Source organism: Epilithonimonas sp. UC225_85, from assembly GCF_042695135.1.
Lineage (GTDB): Bacteria > Bacteroidota > Bacteroidia > Flavobacteriales > Weeksellaceae > Epilithonimonas.
This window is the reverse complement of record NZ_CP170547.1, coordinates 3,188,249-3,206,667: the sequence shown is the minus strand read 5'-3', so window position 1 is coordinate 3,206,667 and position 18,419 is coordinate 3,188,249. Positions and strand designations below refer to the sequence as shown.

Annotated in this window: 19 protein-coding genes; 13 read left to right on the top strand and 6 right to left on the bottom strand. The window is 38.7% G+C overall.

The features are described 5' to 3' along the window. Positions 1-104 precede the first annotated feature (104 nt). Complete coding sequence (locus ACFJGY_RS14550) at positions 105-788, bottom strand: 3-oxoacyl-ACP synthase III family protein (protein ID WP_379965156.1); 684 nt, start codon at positions 786-788, stop codon at positions 105-107. After that, complete coding sequence (locus tag ACFJGY_RS14545; protein ID WP_379965154.1) at positions 785-1,081, bottom strand: 3-oxoacyl-ACP synthase III family protein; 297 nt, start codon at positions 1,079-1,081, stop codon at positions 785-787. The genes ACFJGY_RS14550 and ACFJGY_RS14545 overlap by 4 nt, the downstream gene beginning before the upstream one ends. Positions 1,082-1,270: 189 nt before the next feature. Here ACFJGY_RS14545 and ACFJGY_RS14540 point away from each other — a divergent pair, with 189 nt between their 5' ends. From ACFJGY_RS14540 to ACFJGY_RS14480, 13 genes are all read left to right on the top strand, one after another. Next, on the top strand, positions 1,271-1,921 hold the full coding sequence (locus tag ACFJGY_RS14540; RefSeq protein ID WP_379965152.1) for a protein-L-isoaspartate(D-aspartate) O-methyltransferase: 651 nt from the start codon (positions 1,271-1,273) through the stop codon (positions 1,919-1,921). Further along, positions 1,921-2,361 carry a PH domain-containing protein gene (locus tag ACFJGY_RS14535; protein WP_379965150.1) on the top strand — a complete coding sequence of 147 codons (441 nt, stop codon included), beginning with the start codon at positions 1,921-1,923 and terminating at the stop codon, positions 2,359-2,361. The genes ACFJGY_RS14540 and ACFJGY_RS14535 overlap by 1 nt, the downstream gene beginning before the upstream one ends. Before the next feature lie 33 nt (positions 2,362-2,394). Further along, positions 2,395-3,165: a nucleoside triphosphate pyrophosphohydrolase gene (gene mazG, locus ACFJGY_RS14530; protein ID WP_379965148.1), complete on the top strand. Its 771-nt coding sequence runs from the start codon at positions 2,395-2,397 to the stop codon at positions 3,163-3,165. A 60-nt stretch (positions 3,166-3,225) separates the two neighbouring features. Further along, the gene (locus ACFJGY_RS14525) at positions 3,226-3,822 is read left to right on the top strand and encodes a LemA family protein (RefSeq protein WP_379965146.1); all 597 of its coding nucleotides are present in this window, start codon (positions 3,226-3,228) and stop codon (positions 3,820-3,822) included. A 5-nt stretch (positions 3,823-3,827) separates the two neighbouring features. Next, positions 3,828-4,256, top strand: coding sequence for a TPM domain-containing protein (locus ACFJGY_RS14520; protein WP_379965144.1), 429 nt, complete (start codon positions 3,828-3,830; stop codon positions 4,254-4,256). Continuing rightward, the gene (locus tag ACFJGY_RS14515; RefSeq protein ID WP_379970205.1) at positions 4,237-5,031 is read left to right on the top strand and encodes a TPM domain-containing protein; all 795 of its coding nucleotides are present in this window, start codon (positions 4,237-4,239) and stop codon (positions 5,029-5,031) included. The genes ACFJGY_RS14520 and ACFJGY_RS14515 overlap by 20 nt, the downstream gene beginning before the upstream one ends. Before the next feature lie 192 nt (positions 5,032-5,223). Then, positions 5,224-5,748: an NAD(P)H-dependent oxidoreductase gene (locus ACFJGY_RS14510; protein ID WP_379965142.1), complete on the top strand. Its 525-nt coding sequence runs from the start codon at positions 5,224-5,226 to the stop codon at positions 5,746-5,748. Then, complete coding sequence (locus tag ACFJGY_RS14505) at positions 5,748-7,598, top strand: monovalent cation:proton antiporter-2 (CPA2) family protein (RefSeq protein ID WP_379965140.1); 1,851 nt, start codon at positions 5,748-5,750, stop codon at positions 7,596-7,598. The genes ACFJGY_RS14510 and ACFJGY_RS14505 overlap by 1 nt, the downstream gene beginning before the upstream one ends. 315 nt (positions 7,599-7,913) lie before the next feature. Continuing rightward, positions 7,914-9,992 carry a M3 family metallopeptidase gene (locus ACFJGY_RS14500; RefSeq protein ID WP_379970203.1) on the top strand — a complete coding sequence of 693 codons (2,079 nt, stop codon included), beginning with the start codon at positions 7,914-7,916 and terminating at the stop codon, positions 9,990-9,992. Between the two features lie 105 nt (positions 9,993-10,097). Beyond that, a complete protein-coding gene (locus tag ACFJGY_RS14495) occupies positions 10,098-11,279 on the top strand; it encodes a sensor histidine kinase (protein ID WP_379965138.1) in 1,182 nt (393 codons plus the stop codon). 2 nt (positions 11,280-11,281) lie between these two features. Continuing rightward, on the top strand, positions 11,282-11,962 hold the full coding sequence (locus tag ACFJGY_RS14490) for a LytR/AlgR family response regulator transcription factor (RefSeq protein WP_379965136.1): 681 nt from the start codon (positions 11,282-11,284) through the stop codon (positions 11,960-11,962). A 114-nt stretch (positions 11,963-12,076) separates the two neighbouring features. Then, positions 12,077-12,805: an intradiol ring-cleavage dioxygenase gene (locus ACFJGY_RS14485; RefSeq protein WP_379965134.1), complete on the top strand. Its 729-nt coding sequence runs from the start codon at positions 12,077-12,079 to the stop codon at positions 12,803-12,805. Between the two features lie 255 nt (positions 12,806-13,060). Continuing rightward, entirely contained in the window at positions 13,061-13,723 is a 663-nt protein-coding gene (locus ACFJGY_RS14480; RefSeq protein WP_379965132.1) for a hypothetical protein, read from the top strand. A gap of 266 nt (positions 13,724-13,989) precedes the next feature. Here ACFJGY_RS14480 and ACFJGY_RS14475 read toward each other — a convergent pair whose 3' ends face one another. The 4 genes from ACFJGY_RS14475 to ACFJGY_RS14460 form a co-directional block, all read right to left on the bottom strand. Further along, entirely contained in the window at positions 13,990-14,433 is a 444-nt protein-coding gene (locus ACFJGY_RS14475) for a carboxymuconolactone decarboxylase family protein (protein WP_379965130.1), read from the bottom strand. A gap of 196 nt (positions 14,434-14,629) precedes the next feature. Continuing rightward, positions 14,630-15,205, bottom strand: a complete 576-nt coding sequence (locus ACFJGY_RS14470; RefSeq protein WP_379965128.1) for a Crp/Fnr family transcriptional regulator — start codon at positions 15,203-15,205, stop codon at positions 14,630-14,632. Between the two features lie 88 nt (positions 15,206-15,293). Beyond that, positions 15,294-15,908, bottom strand: a complete 615-nt coding sequence (locus ACFJGY_RS14465) for a PH domain-containing protein (RefSeq protein WP_379965126.1) — start codon at positions 15,906-15,908, stop codon at positions 15,294-15,296. Between the two features lie 129 nt (positions 15,909-16,037). Beyond that, complete coding sequence (locus ACFJGY_RS14460) at positions 16,038-17,960, bottom strand: ABC-F family ATP-binding cassette domain-containing protein (RefSeq protein ID WP_379965124.1); 1,923 nt, start codon at positions 17,958-17,960, stop codon at positions 16,038-16,040. Between the last annotated feature and the right edge of the window lie 459 nt (positions 17,961-18,419).

Here is an 18,419-nt window from a genome sequence, read left to right as displayed (position 1 = left end):
CAAAGGCGCTATTTTTTTATTTGAATTTTGTTTAAAAGTCGCAAATGAAAACTTTGCGACTTTTCTAAATTTATATTTTAAAATCTTGTGACTTTGCGATAAAATTAAGCTTTATAAAGTGCAGTTCCCCAAGTCCATCCCGAACCAACCGCTGCAAAAAGCAAGATGTTTCCAGGTTTTACTTTTCCGCTTTTATAAGTTTCGTCAAGGACAATTGGGATTGTTCCGCCAGATGTGTTGGCATACTTATCCATATTCGTCATCACTTTTTCGAAAGGAATATTCGTTTTTCTCGCCGTTTCCTGAAGAATTCTGATGCTTGGCTGATGCGGAATCACCCAATCTACATTGTCAGAAGTCATTTTGTTGGCTTCCAGGATTTCTTCTATCGTTTCCGGTAAAACGCGTGTTGCCGTTTCGTAAACTTCCTTTCCGTTCATTTGGAAATAATGGAGTTTCTGCTTCAAAGTTTCTTCTGATGCCGGCATTTCCGAACCGCCTGCAGGAATATTGAAATGATATTTTCCTGTTCCGTCTGCGTGAAGTTTAAAATCAAAAAAGCCTTTGTCTTCAGTTGTTGCAGATAACAAAATCGCTCCGGCACCATCTCCAAAGAAAACCGAATCCTTTCTTTCCCAATCCGTAATTGTTGAAAAAGTATCAGCTCCGATGACCAAAACATTCTTGTACATTCCCGTTTCTATAAATTGACAGCCAATCGCAATTCCGTAAAGTCCACCTGAACAAACTGCCGAAATATCAAAAGCAACGGCTTGCGGCGCATTCATTTTTTCCTGAACAAACATGCTGTGGATGGTGCTTGTCTGTCGGGCGTCGAAGTTGCAACTATGATCAGATCGATATTTTCTGGCTTTACATCAGTGTTTTCCAAGGCTTTTAATCCTGCTTTGTAGGCTAAATCGCTGGTGACTTCACCTTCTGCAATCCGGCGTTCTCTGATTCCCAGATTTTTAAAGATCCATTCGTCGGAAGATCCTACTTTTTCGAAAAATTCATTTTTTAAAATTTTTGGCGGAACGTAAGATCCTGTTCCTTTAATGTAAGCTCTTATTTTCTGCATAACATTCATTCTTTCATTCAATTAATTGAAACTAAATTTATATTTTTAATAAAAAAACAGTCAAATTTATAAAGTTTAATCTGAACGGGGGAGATTTTTTTAATAAATGTTTAAATTTATGATTCTTGTTTGGATTTTAAATTTATCCTTCGGAAATTGCATCTTTATTAGAAAGAACTAACAGCAATAATGAGAGATACTTACGTTCACAAAGGCAAAAGAAAACAATTAATAGATTATCTGCATCAAAAGATTGGGATCACCGATGGTTTTGTTTTGTCTGCGATGAATGATGTTCCCAGGCATCTTTTTATAGAAAGTGTTTTCGAGGATTATGCTTACGAAGACCGCGCATTCCCTATTGCTGCAAAACAGACTATTTCTCATCCGTCAACGGTTGCAGAACAAACGGAATTACTGGAAGTGAATGAAGGTGAAAAAATCCTGGAAATAGGAACCGGCTGTGGATATCAGACGGCAGTTCTTATCAAAATGAATGCCCTGGTTTATACGGTTGAACGCCAAAAAGACTTGTTCGATTTTTCTCATAAAATTTTCAAAGCGTTGGATCTTCGCCCGAAATTTCAAAGTTTTGGAGATGGATTTGCAGGTTTGCCGACTTTTGCACCTTTTGATAAAATTCTTGTGACCTGCGGTGCAGAAATTCTCCCGACAGAATTATTGAAACAACTTAAAGTCGGCGGAAAAATGGTGATTCCGCTTGGAAAAACTGATGAACAGATTCTTTACAGATTTACGAAAATCTCTGATACACAGTTTGAGAAAGAGGAGTTTGGTGTTTACAAATTTGTTCCGATGCTTCAAAATAAATCAAATTGATGAAAGTTTACAAAAGCCGGCGAGACTGGATTTATGGTTCTATATTTTTAGGAATCACTCTGCTTTTTGCTGTGATTCTGGTTTCATCTTATTTTGATACTGGCTTTGGGGATTGGCTGATAATGTTTTTTATTTTAGGTGGAATCAATTCGGTTTTATTGACCAATTTTTTCTTTATTAAGATTAAAATCAAGGATAAGGAACTGATTGTCAATATTATCTTTGATATTTTCAGAATCAATATTTTTAAAATAACTAAGGTCAGAATCGGAGAAACAATGTGGAGTGGTTTTCATAAATGTGGAACTGCAAAAGGCGGGCTCATCATCTTTTCAAAATATAAAAACGATCTTTACATCACGCCGGAAAATCAGGACGAATTTTTAAAGCAATTGCTGGAAATCAATCGTCATATTATCATCGAAGATGTTCGGAAATAAATTTTACCATTCATCATTTATCAAATCTCATTTATGAACACACGACAGGAAAAAATAGAAGCGTTTGGAAGGCTTCTCGATATCATGGATGATTTGCGGGAAAAATGCCCATGGGACAAAAAACAAACTCTGGAAAGCCTGCGTCATCTGACACTTGAAGAAACTTACGAATTGTCTGATGCGATTCTGAATGAAGACCTTTTGGAAATCAAAAAAGAAATTGGCGATGTGCTTCTGCATTTGGTTTTCTATGCAAAAATCGGTTCTGAAAAACAGAGTTTTGATATTGCGGATGTCATCAATTCCTTAAATGAAAAACTGATTTTCCGCCACCCTCATATTTATGGCGATGCCGTAGCAGAAGACGAAGAAGCGGTGAAGCAAAATTGGGAAAAACTGAAACTGAAAGAAGGGAATAAGTCCGTTCTGGAAGGTGTTCCGAAAAGTCTGCCGCCAATTATCAAAGCTTACAGAATCCAGGATAAGGTGAAAGGAATTGGCTTCGAATTTGATTCTGCAGAAGATGCATGGAAAAAAGTAGAAGAGGAACTGGAGGAATTTCACGCGGAAACTGAAACTGATAAAAAGGAAAAAGAACTGGGCGATGTCTTTTTTTCTTTGATTAATTACGCCAGAATTTCGGGATTAAATGCCGATACGGCTTTGGAAAAGACCAATTCGAAATTCATTTCCAGATTTCAGAAAATGGAAGATATTGCGAGATCGAAAAATCTTAGCCTTTCCGATTTGAACTTGGAAAAAATGGATGAACTTTGGGAAGAGGCCAAGGTTTTTGATAAATAAATTCTGCGATTGCATTTAATTTGTATATTTGATTATTAACATTTATAAAAACATAAAAATATGAGAGGTAAAGGCTGCCTGCTTGCTGGTGTCGGATTATTGGTATTAGCAGCAATAGTTTTCTTTTGGGGGTCAGGAAGATACAATGACATGGTCAAGGCGAATAATGATGTTCTTGAAAAATGGGCAAACGTAGAAACCGTCTATCAGAAAAGAGCGAATCTAATTCCAAATCTGGAAAGAACCGTAAAATCGTATGCAAAATACGAGCAGGAAACCCTGACGCAGGTTATAGAAGCCAGAGCAAAAGCAACTTCTGTAAATATTGATCCTACAAATATGACCGAAGCTGATATGGCAAAATTCCAACAGGCTCAAAGCCAGTTGAGTGGCGCTTTAGGAAAATTATTGGTTGTGGTAGAAAAATATCCTGATTTGAAAGCCGATCAGCAATACATCAATTTCCAGAGAGAATATACAGCGATTGAGAACAGTATACGTTCCGAAACTGTTTATTACAACGGATCTGTAAAAGGTTTTAATAATCTTGTAGAGACGTTTCCCGGGAATATAGTGGCTGCATTTTTTCCGAAGTTCAAATCTAAACCTACTTTCAAATCTGAAGCTGGCGCAGAAAAAGCACCAAGCGTGTTTTAGGAACAATGAACAGTTTTCTTACAAATACAGAGATGGCTTCCCTTGTGGAAGCCATCAAAATAGCTGAGGATCACTCTTCGGGTGAGATTCGTGTACATATCGACTCTACGGCGGAAGGTGACTTTGCCAAGAAAGCTTTTGGCATCTTCCGATCCTTGGAAATGCATCTTACAAAGGAAAGAAATGCAGTTTTGTTTTATGTCAATTTTGAACACCATTATCTCACGATTATTGGTGATGAAGGAATCCACGCAAAAGTGAAACAGTCTTTCTGGGACACGATCCACGATGAGATCACTGCTGAATTTGTAAAAGAAAATTATTACCAGGGCCTGAAGGAGGCAATCCTGAAAACAGGACACGAACTGAAAAAATATTTCCCTGTCCATGGAGAAAATATCAATGAATTACCAAATGAAATCAGCTTCTCTTAAACGATATGTTTTCGCCTTATCCCTGATTTTTGGTTTCTTCATCAAGGCTCAGAATATTCCGGAAAAACCGGCTGTACTTTATCCGGTTTATGATAAAGCAAATTTACTTTCTGAAAGTGAAAAGGACGCGCTGAATCAAAAATTGATCAAATTTTCCGACTCTACTTCGACAGAAATCGAAGTCATTATTCTCCCGACAACCGGTGGCGAAGATGTGAATTACCTTGCAACAATGTATGGTGAAAAATGGGGAATAGGGCAGAAAGGCGTAGATAATGGCGTCGTTTTTATGATTGCGACAGAAGATCATACGATGTCCATCCAGCAAGGGCGTGCAGTGGAGCAGTATTTGACGGCTTCGGTTGCAGGTCAGATTTTGGATTATCTCGTTACTCCTAGTTTTAAAAAAGGAGAATGGTACAACGGGATCGATCGTGGAACTTCTGCGATTATGGAAGCAGTCCAGGGGAAATTCAAGCCGATTGTTAAGAAACAACCAAAAGATGGTGGGATCAATGTTGGTTCACTTGTTCTGATTGTAATTATCATTATTATTTTGATAAGTATTATTAACAGAAATAACCGCGGCAACAACGATGATGACGATTATACCCTTTCCAGAAAAGGAAGCCGGCGATATGGCGGTGGGTTTTTCCCATTCCCTGGCAGTTTCGGCGGCGGAGGATTTGGCGGTGGAAGCAGTGGCGGCGGAGGTTTTGGCGGCTTTGGCGGCGGCGGAAGTTTCGGCGGCGGCGGCGCTTCCGGCGGATGGTAGATTAAGATTTTAAAATATAAAACCCGGATGATTTTTTCGTCCGGGTTTTTTTTATACAGTTTGATTAACCAATATCTGTTTTAGAAATTTCTTTAGATTTTTTCAATCTCCCAAATTATTTTCAATTTCATAATACAATAGAATTTGATTCGGCACAAATTTTCATTATATTTACTGAAATCGCAATTCCTTTTGAAAAAAACACTGGTACTTTTTGCACATCCTTACTTTGAACATTCTACCACAAATGTTAGATTGTTGGAATGTTATGAGAATATGCCAAATGTAACCTTACGGGATTTGTACGAGGATTATCCTGATTTTCACATTCATACCTTTCGCGAAAGGAAGCGAATTATTCAATATGAAAGAATCATTTTTCATTTTCCGATCATCTGGTTTGGGTTGCCGCCTTTGCTGAAGCTCTGGATCGATGAGGTTTTTGATATGCGCTGGATCTCGGAAGGCGATCAGAATATCCTGTCCGGAAAAGACGCTTTGATCATCGTGAGCGTTGGCGGAAGCGAAAGTAATTATACAAAAGAAGGAAAATACAAAACCTCTGCAGAGGAACTGCTTACCGGTCTCCGGGTTTCTCTGGATATTAATAATATAGAACTGAAAAAAACGCATATCATTTACAACGCCGATAATCTGGATGATGAAAAGCTTGACGTTTTTTGTCAGGAATTATCAGAAATTTTAAAAATAGAATGATGGAAAATTCAATTGCAATGACCATTCTTATTTTCTTAGGCGTTGCCATCATTATGGTGCCGCTGGGGAAAAAACTGGGTTTGAGTTCCGTGATTGGATATCTGCTTGGCGGGATTCTGATCGGACCTTTTTGTCTGCAGTTGACTGGGAGAAACGCGGAAGACATTATGCACGCTTCGGAATTGGGCGTTATTATGCTGTTGTTTCTGGTCGGACTGGAGCTGGAACCGCAAAAACTCTGGCAGATCAGAAAACGGATCCTCGGACTGGGATTGAGCCAGATGCTGTTGAGTATAGTAGGGATTTTCATTGTGTTTTATATTGCCGGATTCGGGCTGAAAAAATCGTTTATCATTTCGCTGTGTTTTGCAATGTCTTCTACTGCGATTGTTTTGCAGACGCTGAAAGAAAAAAATCTTTTCAGAACCGTAAGTGGCGAGTCTTCATTCTCGATTTTGCTTTTCCAGGATATTGCCGTGATCCCGATCCTGGCACTTTTGCCTTTCCTTTCAAAATCCGAGAAGGCTATTGCCCAGGCAGATCACGAAAAGGTGTTATTACATTTTATTCCGGAGTGGCTGCAGCCTTTTACAGTGATCGTTGCGGTTCTGACTTTGATCTTATTGGGGCGTTATATTTTCATTCCGTTCCTTAGATTTGTTTCAAAATCGGGGCTTAATGAACTTCTGACAGCCGCTTCACTATTCCTCGTGATCGGCGTTTCGGAATTGATGATCTCCATTGGTCTGAGTCCTGCTTTAGGCGCTTTCATCGCTGGTGTGATGCTGGCAAACAGCGAGTTCCGCCACGAGCTGGAAAGTAATATAGATCCCTTCAAAGGCTTGTTGCTGGCGGTATTTTTTGTAAGTGTCGGGGCAACCATCAACTTTGATATCATCGCATCAAAACCATTTTTCATCTTTTCGGCGGCGTTTATCGTTCTGGGCATTAAGGCTTGTGTTCTGGTCGGGATCGGGAAGTATTACAAAATGAACAATGAGCAGAGTTTTTTCCTCGCTTTTGCCCTGTCACAGGTAGGAGAGTTTGCTTTTGTTTTGATTAATTTTTCAGCCGGTTTATATTTGATAGACTATCAGGCTAATTCAGAATTGATGGCGATTGTTGCGATTACGATGTGTATGTCGCCATTGCTTTTGATCTTCAAAGAAAAAATCCTGGACAAACGTTTTATCAAACAAAAATCCGAGGAGAATGTAGAGCTCGGCATCATCAAGCAAAGAAAAATAATCATCGTCGGTTTCGGATATTTTGGAAGTACGGTTGGTCGATTGCTGAAAGCCAACGGCATCCGATCCACCGTTTTGGACAATGATCCGGATCGTGTTGCACTGCTGCGTTCCAATGGTTTCAACGTGTATTATGGCGATGCTACAAAACCTGCCTTATTGCGTTCTGCCGGTATCGAAGATGCAGAACTGCTTGTCATCTGCCTGGATGATCCGGAGAAGAATAAGTTTCTGGTAGATTATGCCAAAGAAAATTATCCTGATCTCAAGATCTTTGTAAGGGCAAAAAACCGTCTCGATGCCTATGAATTCCTCAATAAAAAAGTGGACAATATCTATCGTGAAACGCTGGGGACAGCAGTCGATATGGCGGTTGACATCCTCAAGGAAAACGGCATGCGGAAATATACCGCCAGAAGAATGGGCAAGCGTTTTATGATCATCGACAAAGCAATGACGAGACAATTGGCAAAAGAAAAAGACCAGGGTCTTATCACTTTTACACTTCGTGAAAGACTGGAACGCGAGGCACAATTACTGGCTCTCGACAGTATTTCTTTTGAAGAAAACCACTGGAGCGGCGACGATGATGAGGATAAATAATTTTTTTATCTCTATTCTTGAGATGATAAAGATGAGAATGATTTGGGCAGCTTTTTCCGCCTTCCACTCCCGCTATTTTTGCCTTTGCTTTTCCAGCCACAAAAAATGAGCTCCGTTCAAGTCGGGCTGCGGATTCAATATAAGAACAAGCTTACTCAAGAAATAAGTTATTAGTTATAATAACACTTTCAAAAATACAATTCGCATATTCCTTTACTTTTCCTTACTTTTATTCCCCAAATAATTTATGTTTCAATGAAGAAAATAAAAACATCATTACTAATAACATTTATTGCTTTCAACGCAGGAAATATTATGATAAATTCTCAGGTAAAAAAAACAGCAGTTTCCACAGAACAATCCATTAAGGACAATCCGTTTCTCAGAAAAAGTCCGCTTCAATACCAGGCGCCGGAATTTGATAAGATCAAAGACAGTCATTTCAAACCCGCTTTCGAATTTGGCTTGAAGGAACAATTAATCAACATCGATAAAATCGTGAATGACAAAGCGGCTCCGACATTTGAAAATACCGTTCTCGCTTTGGAAAACAGCGGACCGACTTTGGGAAGAGCAACAATCATTTTTTATAACCTGACGAGTTCCAATACCAATGATGATCTTCAGAAACTGGAGGAAGAATATGCACCAATTTTCGCATCGCATTCCGATAAAATTTCTTTAAACGAAAAATTATACAAAAGATTAAAAGCCGTAAAAACCGATAAGTTAGATGCAGAAAGTAAAAGATTAACTGAGTTTTACCTCACCAACTTCGAACTGGCAGGCGCAAATCTTTCCACAGAAAATAAAGAAAAACTAAAAGAAATCAACCAGCAGCTGGCGACTTTGGCAACTCAGTTCAGTAACAAATTGTTGGAAGCCAGAAAAAATGGCGGTGTTTTGATCTCAGATGTTAAAGAACTGGACGGACTTTCAGCAGACGAAATTGCCGCAGCTTCTGCAGATGCAGAAAAAGCCGGACAAAAAGGAAAATATCTTTTGGCATTACAGAATACAACCCAGCAGCCGATTTTGCAGAACCTTAAAAACAGAGCTACGAGAGAAAAACTCTTCAAAGCATCCTGGACAAGAGCTGAGAAAGGCGATGCCAACGATACAAGAGAAACAGTAGAAAAACTGGCAAAACTAAGATTACAGAAAGCCCAGCTTTTCGGAAAGAAAAACTTTGCAGAATGGAGCCTGCAGGATCAGATGGCAAAAAATCCGGAAGCCGCAATGGGACTTTTGGCGCAATTGGCAAAACCGGCTGTAGAAACGGCAAACCGTGAAGCAAAAGAAATACAGGAAGTAATTGATGCGCAGAAAGGCGGTTTCAAAGTTGAACCTTGGGACTGGAATTTCTATTCTGAACAGGTGAGAAAAGCAAAATATGACCTCGATGATAACGAGATCAAACCTTACTTCGAAGTAACAACAGCTTTGGAAAAAGGCGTTTTCTATGCAGCTGAGAAATTCTACGGAATCACGTTCAAGGTCAGAAAAGACCTTCCGGTTTACCATCCGGAAGTTGTGGCTTATGAGGTATTTGACAGAGACGGAAAATCTTTGGCACTTTACTACCTGGATTTCTACACGAGAAGCAACAAAAGTGGTGGCGCGTGGATGAACAACTTTGTTCAGCAATCTCATCAATTGGGCCAAAAACCTGTCATCGTGAATGTTTATAATTTCCAGAAACCGGCACCGGGAAAACCATCTTTGATCTCTTATGATGATGTGGAAACATTGTTCCACGAGTTTGGTCACACATTGCACGGCTTATTTGCAGATCAAAAATATGCATCAATTTCCGGAGCTAATACCCCGAGAGATTTTGTAGAATTCCCGTCTCAGATCAATGAACATTTTGCCCTGGAACCTGAGATTCTGAAGAATTATGCCTTGCATTACCAGACCAAACAGCCAATGCCTCAGACATTAATTGATAAAATTAAAAAAGCGGCAAACTTTAATCAAGGTTATGCAACAACAGAATTGGTAGCAGCTGCAACTTTGGATATGAATTGGCATACCGTAACTTCTGACAGTCAGCTGATTCCGGTTTTAGATTTTGAAAAACAGGCTTTGTCCAAATACGGATTATTAGTTTCTCAGGTTCCGCCAAGATATCACACGCCTTATTTTGCGCACATTTGGGGTGGCGGATATTCAGCGGGATATTATGCGTATCTATGGTCAGAAACTTTGGATTCCGATGCCTGGGAATGGATCAAAGCGAATGGCGGAATCACCCGAGAGAATGGTGACCGTTTTAGAAAATATATTCTTTCTGTTGGTAACAGCGTAGATCTCAACAAAGCTTTTGAAGGCTTCACCGGCCACAAAGCTGGTATCGACCCGCTGCTTAGAAGCAGAGGCTTTATCAAATAAATTTTTAGAAATAAATAAGAAAACGTTTCCGATTTGGGAAACGTTTTTTGTTTTAAATTATGAATCAATTTTTAATTAACTTCGTTTAAAATTATTCTAATCGCTGTGAAAAACAAAAACATATATTATCATATTGTATTGATACTTTTACTGTTATTGATTCCGGTATTGTCTTCCCCGGAGTTGGACAGCAGCCTTCGTTTGCTCAGTTCGTCTTTCTTTCAAAGAGACTTTTCCAGATATGTTTTGTTTATTGTTTTTTTCTATCTGAATCTGGCTTTTCTTCTTCCAAAATTATATGATAAGAGAAGGCTTTTGCTTTATTGGGCCAGTGTTTTTTTATCGTATGTCTGGATTTCTATACTGCCTTTTTTTATATTTCCGGATAACCACGGAAGTGATCCGAAGTTTGATTTTTTTCAGAATCAGATTTCGGGTCAATCACAGAAAAAGTCTTCAGATTTTGAAGATTTTCCGTTACCGCCGGAAAATTTTTCACCCAAAGACAAAGCAGAATTCGAAGCTCATCACTTCCCGCCACCTTCAGAAATGCACCGTTACAGAAAGGGTTTTCCGCCTCCGCCTCATATGAGAAGAGATGATTCTTTTATCAGGAAGTATGTTTCCGGGCTCTTACCATTTTTGTTTTCTTTTCTGAGTTCGTTTTTTCTTTATCAATCCATCAAGAAAAAAGAAATGGCGCGTGCAAAAGCAAAAGCCGATCTTCTCAATCTAAGATATCAGCTTCAGCCGCATTTTCTTTTTAATACGCTTAATTCTATTTATTCATTAATTTTGACAAAGTCCGATGATGCAGCAGAAGGTATTCTCAAATTATCCAATGTAATGCGGTACATCGTGGAAGAAAGCGAAAATGATTTTGTGCTCCTGTCAAAAGAATTATTTTACATTAAGGATTATATTGCGTTGCAACTCATAAGAACCGATAACAGCCTGGATTTTTCTTATAATGAAACAGGAAATACAGAAGGCGTAAAGATAGTTCCGATGATCCTTCTTAATTATATTGAAAATGCCTTCAAATACGGAATCAATGCAGAAGAATCTTCTAAAATTTCCATCGAAGTTCATATGAAAGATGAGCAGCTTAATTTCAAAGTTTTTAATAATATCGTGAATCATTCCGCCGCAGATGAGTCAACCAAAGTCGGAATGAGAAATACAACCGAACGATTGGAGAAGCTATATCCCGGCAAATATTCCCTTAATATTAATGAAGAATCCGGAACGTATTCAGTTGAACTCAATCTGGACCTAAGCTCATAACTATGATAAAAGCAATCGCCATAGACGACGAAATATTAGCGCTGAAGATCATCGAGACCTTTGCTTCAAAGATTGATGATATAAGCCTGGAAAAAACTTTTCATAAACAGAGCGATGCGGAAAAATACCTGCGGAAGTTTCCTGTGGATCTTATTTTTATGGATATCCAGATGCCCAATAAAAACGGACTGGATTTTTATAAAAGCCTGTCGCAGGATATTAAAGTGATCTTCACAACGGCTTTTTCAGAATATGCGGTTGATGCTTTTGACGTGAATGCGGTGGATTATCTCGTGAAACCTTTTTCGTTTGACCGTTTCCAGAAAGCGATTGACAGGATGAAACAGATGTCGAGCTCAGAATTACAGACACAGCATCTGCTGATCCGTGCAGATTACAAGCTTCACAAAATTGATTACGAAGATATTAAACTTATCGAAGGTCTGGACGATTATATTCAGATCCATCTAAAAAATGCTTCGAAGATCACGGCAAGATCCTCAATGAAAAGTATTCTTGCAAAACTTCCGGAAAAGGACTTTATCCGTGTTCACAGGTCTTATATTCTCCCAATAAAAGGGATCAAAGGTATAGTGAACAAAAATATTCACCTGGAAGATTTCATCATTCCCGTTGGAGAGACTTATAAAGACGATCTGAAGAAAATCATCGGATATTATTAAGATACCTTTAAGATTTCGCCTGAAAATCGACACAATTCTGCCGTTTTCCTCAAAAATTTCTTCTTCTTTCCTATCTCTCATACTTTTGACCTGTAAAACTTAAATGTTTAGAAGATGAGGATGGTGAGCAGGAAAGACTTCCTGAAAAGTTTGGGATTAGCAGGTGTAACTGTACTTGCGGCACCGCTTATTCTGCATTGCAGAAGCAACGATGATGAAAGTGAAGATGTAACGATAGATAATTCTGTTTCTACAGCGTGTGCCGTTACCAATTCTGAGACGGAAGGACCTTTCCCCACCAAATCCCCATCGGATCTTGTCCAGACCAATATAGTTGGTGACAGAACAGGCGTTCCTTTCGAAATTAATTTAACCATACAAAACGTAAAAGCCGATTGTGCCGCTTTACAAAACGTGATCGTCGATATCTGGCATTGCGACAAAGACGGCAACTATTCGGAATATGGCGGAACGGGAATGCAGTCCACCAATTACACAAGTTATCATTTCCTGAGAGGGAGACAGACGACCAACGCCAGTGGACAGGTCAGTTTTACTTCTGTTTTCCCCGGTTGGTATGATGGTCGGGCAACGCATATTCACGTTCATATTTATAATAATGTTGGAACGTCGCTTTTAATTACCCAGATTGCTTTTCCGGAAGGATCGGGAAGTGCGGTAGAAATGGTGAATGCAAGCACCGGTTACCGCGGAATGAGCGGTTATACTTACAACGCCAATGATAACGTCTTCAGTGATGGAACGGCGAATGAGATGAGTATTGTGAGTGGAAGCGTGAGTGAGGGATTTAAGCTGACACATACAATTAAGGTGAATGCATAATTAAATATTAATCTAAAAATTTAACATCTGTAATTTGACTACTCTCGTAGATATAGATGTCCATAATAATTTTCATAAGTTTATTTTTTTCCGGGATTCATGATGTTGTCAGATTTCATAGGTTGTTGGCATTGGGTCCCGGAATTTTATTTAAAGAAGAATTTATAACCTGCTTCAAGAGCCTCAGGAAGACATTGCTACAACTCAAAGCTTTGTCAATGTCATTGAACTCGAAGGCTTAATAAATATTAAAATATGCTGGTTCAAACCCCTTCAAAAATATTAAAATCAGATTACAGGTTTTGGGATCTTTCTTCAAGTGCTGCTGTTGCGGATGTTTATAGAAATGATAGAAAGGAAAGCAGCGCAGCACTTGCATTGTGTGAAGTTTTAGAGTTTGTGATTTATAAAGACTCTCAAAACCTTGTAACTCTGAAAGCCAATCAGAAGGTAATTTTTCTGCCGCTTTACGGAAAAGTCAGAATCAATGACTTTAAAGTAATAGAAACCGGCGAAGTCGTAGTTTTAGAATCTGCTGAAAATCAGAATGTAATGATCAAAAATGTTCTTGCCAATGAAGATGCGGATGTTTTGATTATTAAATTCAATAAAAAGATCACAGAAAACTCTTACAGGATCAATCAATTGGATCTGGAAATCCGGAATAAACTGAATTTTATTGATTTAGGTTTTAATTTTCCCGGATTCATAGGTGTTTTTGATGGGAGAGAAGAAGGACGATATATTCTGAAAGAGAAGAATAACGGGATCTTCGGAATGGTGATCAACGGTGCATTTGAGTTCCAGAACCGGTTGATAGAAAACCGGGATGCGATCCTGATCTGGGATATCGAGGAACTGGAATTCGAAGCGTTGAGCGAAAATGCATTGATCTTATTCTTTGAAATCCCCGAATGATATAATAAAATTGTTGTTATTAAATTTTCATTTTTCGATTTATTTACCCCGAAATCCCGATCAAATTCTGACCGGGGTTTTTAGTTTTTTTGCCTTAATTCTAACAAAAAAATGCCCTTCTGCAAGTCCGATGGATAGAGCGTTTGCGGAGGCACCCAAAAAGGCACGGTCCTTTTCATGAAAACCTCCGTACCTTTTGACTAAAACCTCCGTACCTTTTTATTAAAACATACGGAGATTTTTAAGAAACGCTTTTAGAAAATCTGTTATTCTCCGATCTGTAGTTGTGTGCTGATAGCAATTCTGTTCCACGCATTGATGGTGACAATAGCCATAATAATCTCGGCAATTTGTTTTTCAGAAAAGACGGTTAGTGCTTTTTGGTAGGTCTCGTCGCTCAGTGCGTGTTGAGATATTTGTGTGATTTCTTCGGTCATTTTCAAGGCCACTCTTTCTTTTTCTGTAAAGAAACTTTCCGCTTCGTGCCAGGCGCTTACGATGAAAAGTCTCTCGGGAGTTTCGCCGTATTTAAGCGCGTCTTTGGTGTGCATTGCCAGACAGTAAGCGCAGTTGTTGATTTGTGAAGCCCGGATCTTAATAAGTTCTTTGATGGTTTTAGAGATTTCTGCCTGAGCAAGATAACCTTCCAGTGCGAACATAGCTTTGTAAGCGTGCGGTTCTACCGTGTTGATGTTGATTCGTTTGTCCATTGTTTTGATTTTTTAAATTTGATGAGACAAAGTTGAGGAATCAAAATCGTGGAAAACTTAAACTGGTTTAAGAAAGAAATGAACTATGAAAATAAATTAATATTCTCGCAGATTGAGCAAATTTTGCAGATTTAGTTTTAAGCTATAAATCTGCCTGGTCTGTAAAATTTGCGAGAGATATTAATTAAAATAAAATTTAAGAAACAATTTTCTTCCGTAGTTCACTCAGATATTCCGGTGTGAAACCGAGAAAAGAAGCGATGAGATATTGCGGAACGCGCTGAACGAAAGCCGGTTGTTTTTGTAGCAATTGCAAATAGAAATCTTCTTTTGAGAAAGAAAAAATATATTTGACCCGGTTTTGAGATGCTGCAAAAGCTCTTTGGTAAATGATCCGGAAATACTTTTCCATCACAGGAAACTCTTCTAATAGCTGCTCCTGAGCGTCACAGGAAATCACCAAAAGCTCCGATTTCTCAACCGTTTGGATGTAGAATTCGGAAGGCGTTTTGTGCTCGTACGAGATGTTATCCGTCATCCACCAGGTTTCTATGGCAAATTCTGTGGTTTGTTCCGTGCCTTTTTCGGTGATGAAGAACTTTCTCAGAAGCCCTTTCAAAACAAAGTAATTGTGTCTGCAAACCTGTCCCTCCTTTAACAGATCTTCTTTCTTAGCAAAGGTTTTGACCTCGAAGAAAGATAATATCTTTTCGAACTCCTCATCGTTTATTGTGATGAATTTTTCTAAGTGAGATTTGAAGATCTGGGACATTTTTCTTTATTAACGATTGTAAAATTAAATAAAAAGCAAAATACCGGTTGATATTTTGCTTTAATTTTTATAATGATTGGTCTCGGACCTACATTCTTTCCAGTATTTCTTTCTTTTTGGTTTCGTAATCTTCAAGAGATATCAAGTCGTTGTCCAGAAAAGCTTTCAGTTTCAAAAGGGTTTCCATTGGATCTTCAGTTGTTATTTCTGGTTTAGGCTTAGCTTCTTCTGGGTTATCAGATTGTGTATTGACTGTGATTCCGCCGGCAGTTGCGCGTTTGTCTTCCAGATCTTTTTGTCGGCGGTATTCTATCATTTCTTCCTCTTTGGCTTGTGCATATTGGTATAGTTTTCTGGCCTGAGATTTTGGAATATAATCTATAGTCTCAACCAATCCGCTGACGGCTGTCATTTTGAAAGTAGAGCCCAGAATCGCTTCACTGATATGACTGTCGCTAACATCTTTCCAGAGATAATCCTGAAAATCTGTCACCAAACCAAATGTCTTGGAACGGAAAATAATCATTCTTTTATTGGTGAGAACAATACTGTCGGGAGATATATTGATGGCTGGTTTCTGCTGTACAGCTACATACTCAACGGTTTCTCCATGGGTTAAGAGATCATTTACTTTTTCTATGATTTTTTCTACAGATTTCGGGTCTTGTTCTTCGTTGAGGAAGTTCTTTAGATTATTGATCATTATTAAGGATTTGGTGTTTGAGGTTCATTAATGTTTCTTGTCGTGAAATTACAAAAACAAACCGAATATCTTTAAACAAAAACTGCATCAGATATTCCAATGCAGTTTATAATTTATTTAAGTTTAAATCTAACTTTCCAGTTGAGTTGCCAAGAATTCCCATTCCTGTAAAGTAATGTCAAGTTCCTCTTTTGTTTTGCTGTAAGTTTCTAAAGTCTCTTCGGAAGGATTTTCTTTGGTGAAAGAATTTTCAAATTCCTCAATTTTAAGTTCCAGTTCAGAGATCTTTTCTTCTACTTTTTTGATTTTATTCTGAATGTTTTTTTGTTCCTTGCTTACAATCACGTTGGATTCTTTTACAGGCTCCTGAACCTTAATTTTCACTTCAGGAACTTCTTCCTGATGCAGTTTTGCTTTCTCAGCCGAAATCTCACGGATGCTTTCTTTCTGTCTGAATTCAAGATATTCATTGATGTCGCCAAGAAATTCCTTCATACGTCCGTCACGGAATTCGAAGATTTTGTCCGACAAACCTTGCAGGAATTCACGGTCGTGAGAAATCACGATCAATGTCCCTTCAAACTTCTGAAGTGCCAGTTTGATAATCTCCTTAGACTGGATATCCAAGTGATTCGTAGGCTCATCCATAATCAATGTGTTGAAAGGACGGAGCAGTAGTTTACAAAGTGCCAGACGGTTTCTCTCACCTCCGGAAAGCACTTTCGTTTTCTTGGTCACATCCTCGCCCTGGAACAGGAAAGATCCCAAAAGATCACGAACTCTCGGTCTTGTTTCCTCGGTTGCAGAATCTTCCGCCTCTTGTAAAACCGTTTTGTCCGGCGTCAAAACTTCTTCCTGATTCTGAGCAAAATAACCGATGTTCACATTGTGACCGAGATTCCAAGCTCCTGAATAATCTGTAATGTCACCGGCAAGAATTTTCGCCAGAGTCGTTTTTCCTTGCCCGTTTTGTCCAAGCAAAGCAATTCTGGCTCCTCTTTCCACGATGAAATCTACTTTATCGAAAATCTGTTTTTTCCCGTAAGCTTTCCCCAGATTCTGTGCTTCGAAAATCACTTTTCCAGGTTGAACACTCGGTTGGAACCGGATATTGAATTTGGAAACGTCTTCATTCTCAACTTCGATGCGCTCTACTTTGTCAAGTTTCTTGATCAATGACTGTGCAAAAGACGCTTTGGAAGCACTCGCACGGAATTTATTGATCAATTCTTCTGTATGTTTTATTTCTGCATCCTGATTCTTTTTGGCCTGGATGAGTTTTTCTTTTCTGTCTTTTCTTAGTTCCAGATATTTGGAATAATTGGCTTTGTAATCATCAATTTTTCTGTTGTTGACGTCGAAAGTCCGGTTACAAGTGGAAGTCATAAATTGCTTGTCGTGACTTACCAAAAGCATAGATCCCTGATAATCTTTCAAGAAATCTTCCAGCCAGATGATAGATTCCATATCCAGGTGGTTGGTAGGCTCATCCAGAAGCATCAGATCATTTTGCTGAAGAAGCAATTTTGCCAACTCAATCCTCATTCTCCAACCTCCGGAAAATTCGTCGGTTATCTTTTGAAAATCATCCGCTTTGAAACCCAGTCCAAATAGAATCTTCTCCACATCGCCTTCCAAGTTATAAGCATCGAAATTCATCAAAAGATCGTTCAAATCTGTCATTCTGTTGATGAGGTCGGTGTAAGCATCACTTTCGTAATCGGTTCTTGTGGCCAATTGGTGATTGACTTCTTCCAATTCATCCTTCAAAGCATTGATTTGCTCAAAAGCCTGCATCGTCTCGTCCCAAACTGTTCTTCCTTTTACGAAGTCTAGATCCTGTTTTAGGAAACCAATCGTGATCTTACCTTCCGTGATCACATTACCTTCGTAGAAATTGATCTCTCCGGAAAGTATTTTTAAGAGCGTGGATTTTCCAGCTCCGTTTTTTCCGACTAAACCTATTTTGTCTCCTTTTTTGATGGTAAAATTGGTGTCTTTGAAAAGATAATTTCCTGCGTGATGTAAGCCTAATCCCTGAACCGAAAGCATTTTATTCTATATTTTATTTGAATTTGCAAAAGTAAGGTTTAATTGATGACGAACCAAGAGCGAATAATTAAGATAAAATACAGTTAATAAAGCTTTTAAAATATTGGGCTTCGAGAGCCTCAACCTGATAATTGTTAATCGAATGTAGTCAGCTTTTATTTGATGACAAAACGTGGATACGTGCTGGATCTGCAGCCCGACCTGAACGGAAATCCTTTTGCAAAATTTCAGCAGAGGAAAATGCTGTGGCGGAATTTTGCAAAAGATTGGGAGTGGAGGGCGGAAAAGCTGCCCAAATTAATTTAAGGCTTTCTAATCAACAAATTTTACATGGAAAAAAATCTGACGATTTTTGAATTTTTATTGGTCTTCCCTTCGTCAGGCTCAGGATAAACTTTGCCTCAGACTGACAATTCTATAACTTACATTTCCAACTTCCGACATCCAAACAAATCCTTA

Coding starts and splice junctions, on each gene's coding strand:
- ACFJGY_RS14500 (WP_379970203.1), top strand. CDS start 7,914: ATGATAAATTCTCAGGTAAAAAAAACAGCAGTTTCCACAGAACAATCC.
- ACFJGY_RS14480 (WP_379965132.1), top strand. CDS start 13,061: ATGCTGGTTCAAACCCCTTCAAAAATATTAAAATCAGATTACAGGTTT.
- mazG (WP_379965148.1), top strand. CDS start 2,395: ATGAACACACGACAGGAAAAAATAGAAGCGTTTGGAAGGCTTCTCGAT.
- ACFJGY_RS14515 (WP_379970205.1), top strand. CDS start 4,237: ATGAAATCAGCTTCTCTTAAACGATATGTTTTCGCCTTATCCCTGATT.
- ACFJGY_RS14470 (WP_379965128.1), bottom strand. CDS start 15,205: ATGTCCCAGATCTTCAAATCTCACTTAGAAAAATTCATCACAATAAAC.
- ACFJGY_RS14535 (WP_379965150.1), top strand. CDS start 1,921: ATGAAAGTTTACAAAAGCCGGCGAGACTGGATTTATGGTTCTATATTT.
- ACFJGY_RS14460 (WP_379965124.1), bottom strand. CDS start 17,960: ATGCTTTCGGTTCAGGGATTAGGCTTACATCACGCAGGAAATTATCTT.
- ACFJGY_RS14520 (WP_379965144.1), top strand. CDS start 3,828: ATGAACAGTTTTCTTACAAATACAGAGATGGCTTCCCTTGTGGAAGCC.
- ACFJGY_RS14540 (WP_379965152.1), top strand. CDS start 1,271: ATGAGAGATACTTACGTTCACAAAGGCAAAAGAAAACAATTAATAGAT.
- ACFJGY_RS14525 (WP_379965146.1), top strand. CDS start 3,226: ATGAGAGGTAAAGGCTGCCTGCTTGCTGGTGTCGGATTATTGGTATTA.
- ACFJGY_RS14505 (WP_379965140.1), top strand. CDS start 5,748: ATGGAAAATTCAATTGCAATGACCATTCTTATTTTCTTAGGCGTTGCC.
- ACFJGY_RS14490 (WP_379965136.1), top strand. CDS start 11,282: ATGATAAAAGCAATCGCCATAGACGACGAAATATTAGCGCTGAAGATC.
- ACFJGY_RS14465 (WP_379965126.1), bottom strand. CDS start 15,908: ATGATCAATAATCTAAAGAACTTCCTCAACGAAGAACAAGACCCGAAA.
- ACFJGY_RS14550 (WP_379965156.1), bottom strand. CDS start 788: ATGAATGCGCCGCAAGCCGTTGCTTTTGATATTTCGGCAGTTTGTTCA.
- ACFJGY_RS14545 (WP_379965154.1), bottom strand. CDS start 1,081: ATGCAGAAAATAAGAGCTTACATTAAAGGAACAGGATCTTACGTTCCG.
- ACFJGY_RS14475 (WP_379965130.1), bottom strand. CDS start 14,433: ATGGACAAACGAATCAACATCAACACGGTAGAACCGCACGCTTACAAA.
- ACFJGY_RS14485 (WP_379965134.1), top strand. CDS start 12,077: ATGAGGATGGTGAGCAGGAAAGACTTCCTGAAAAGTTTGGGATTAGCA.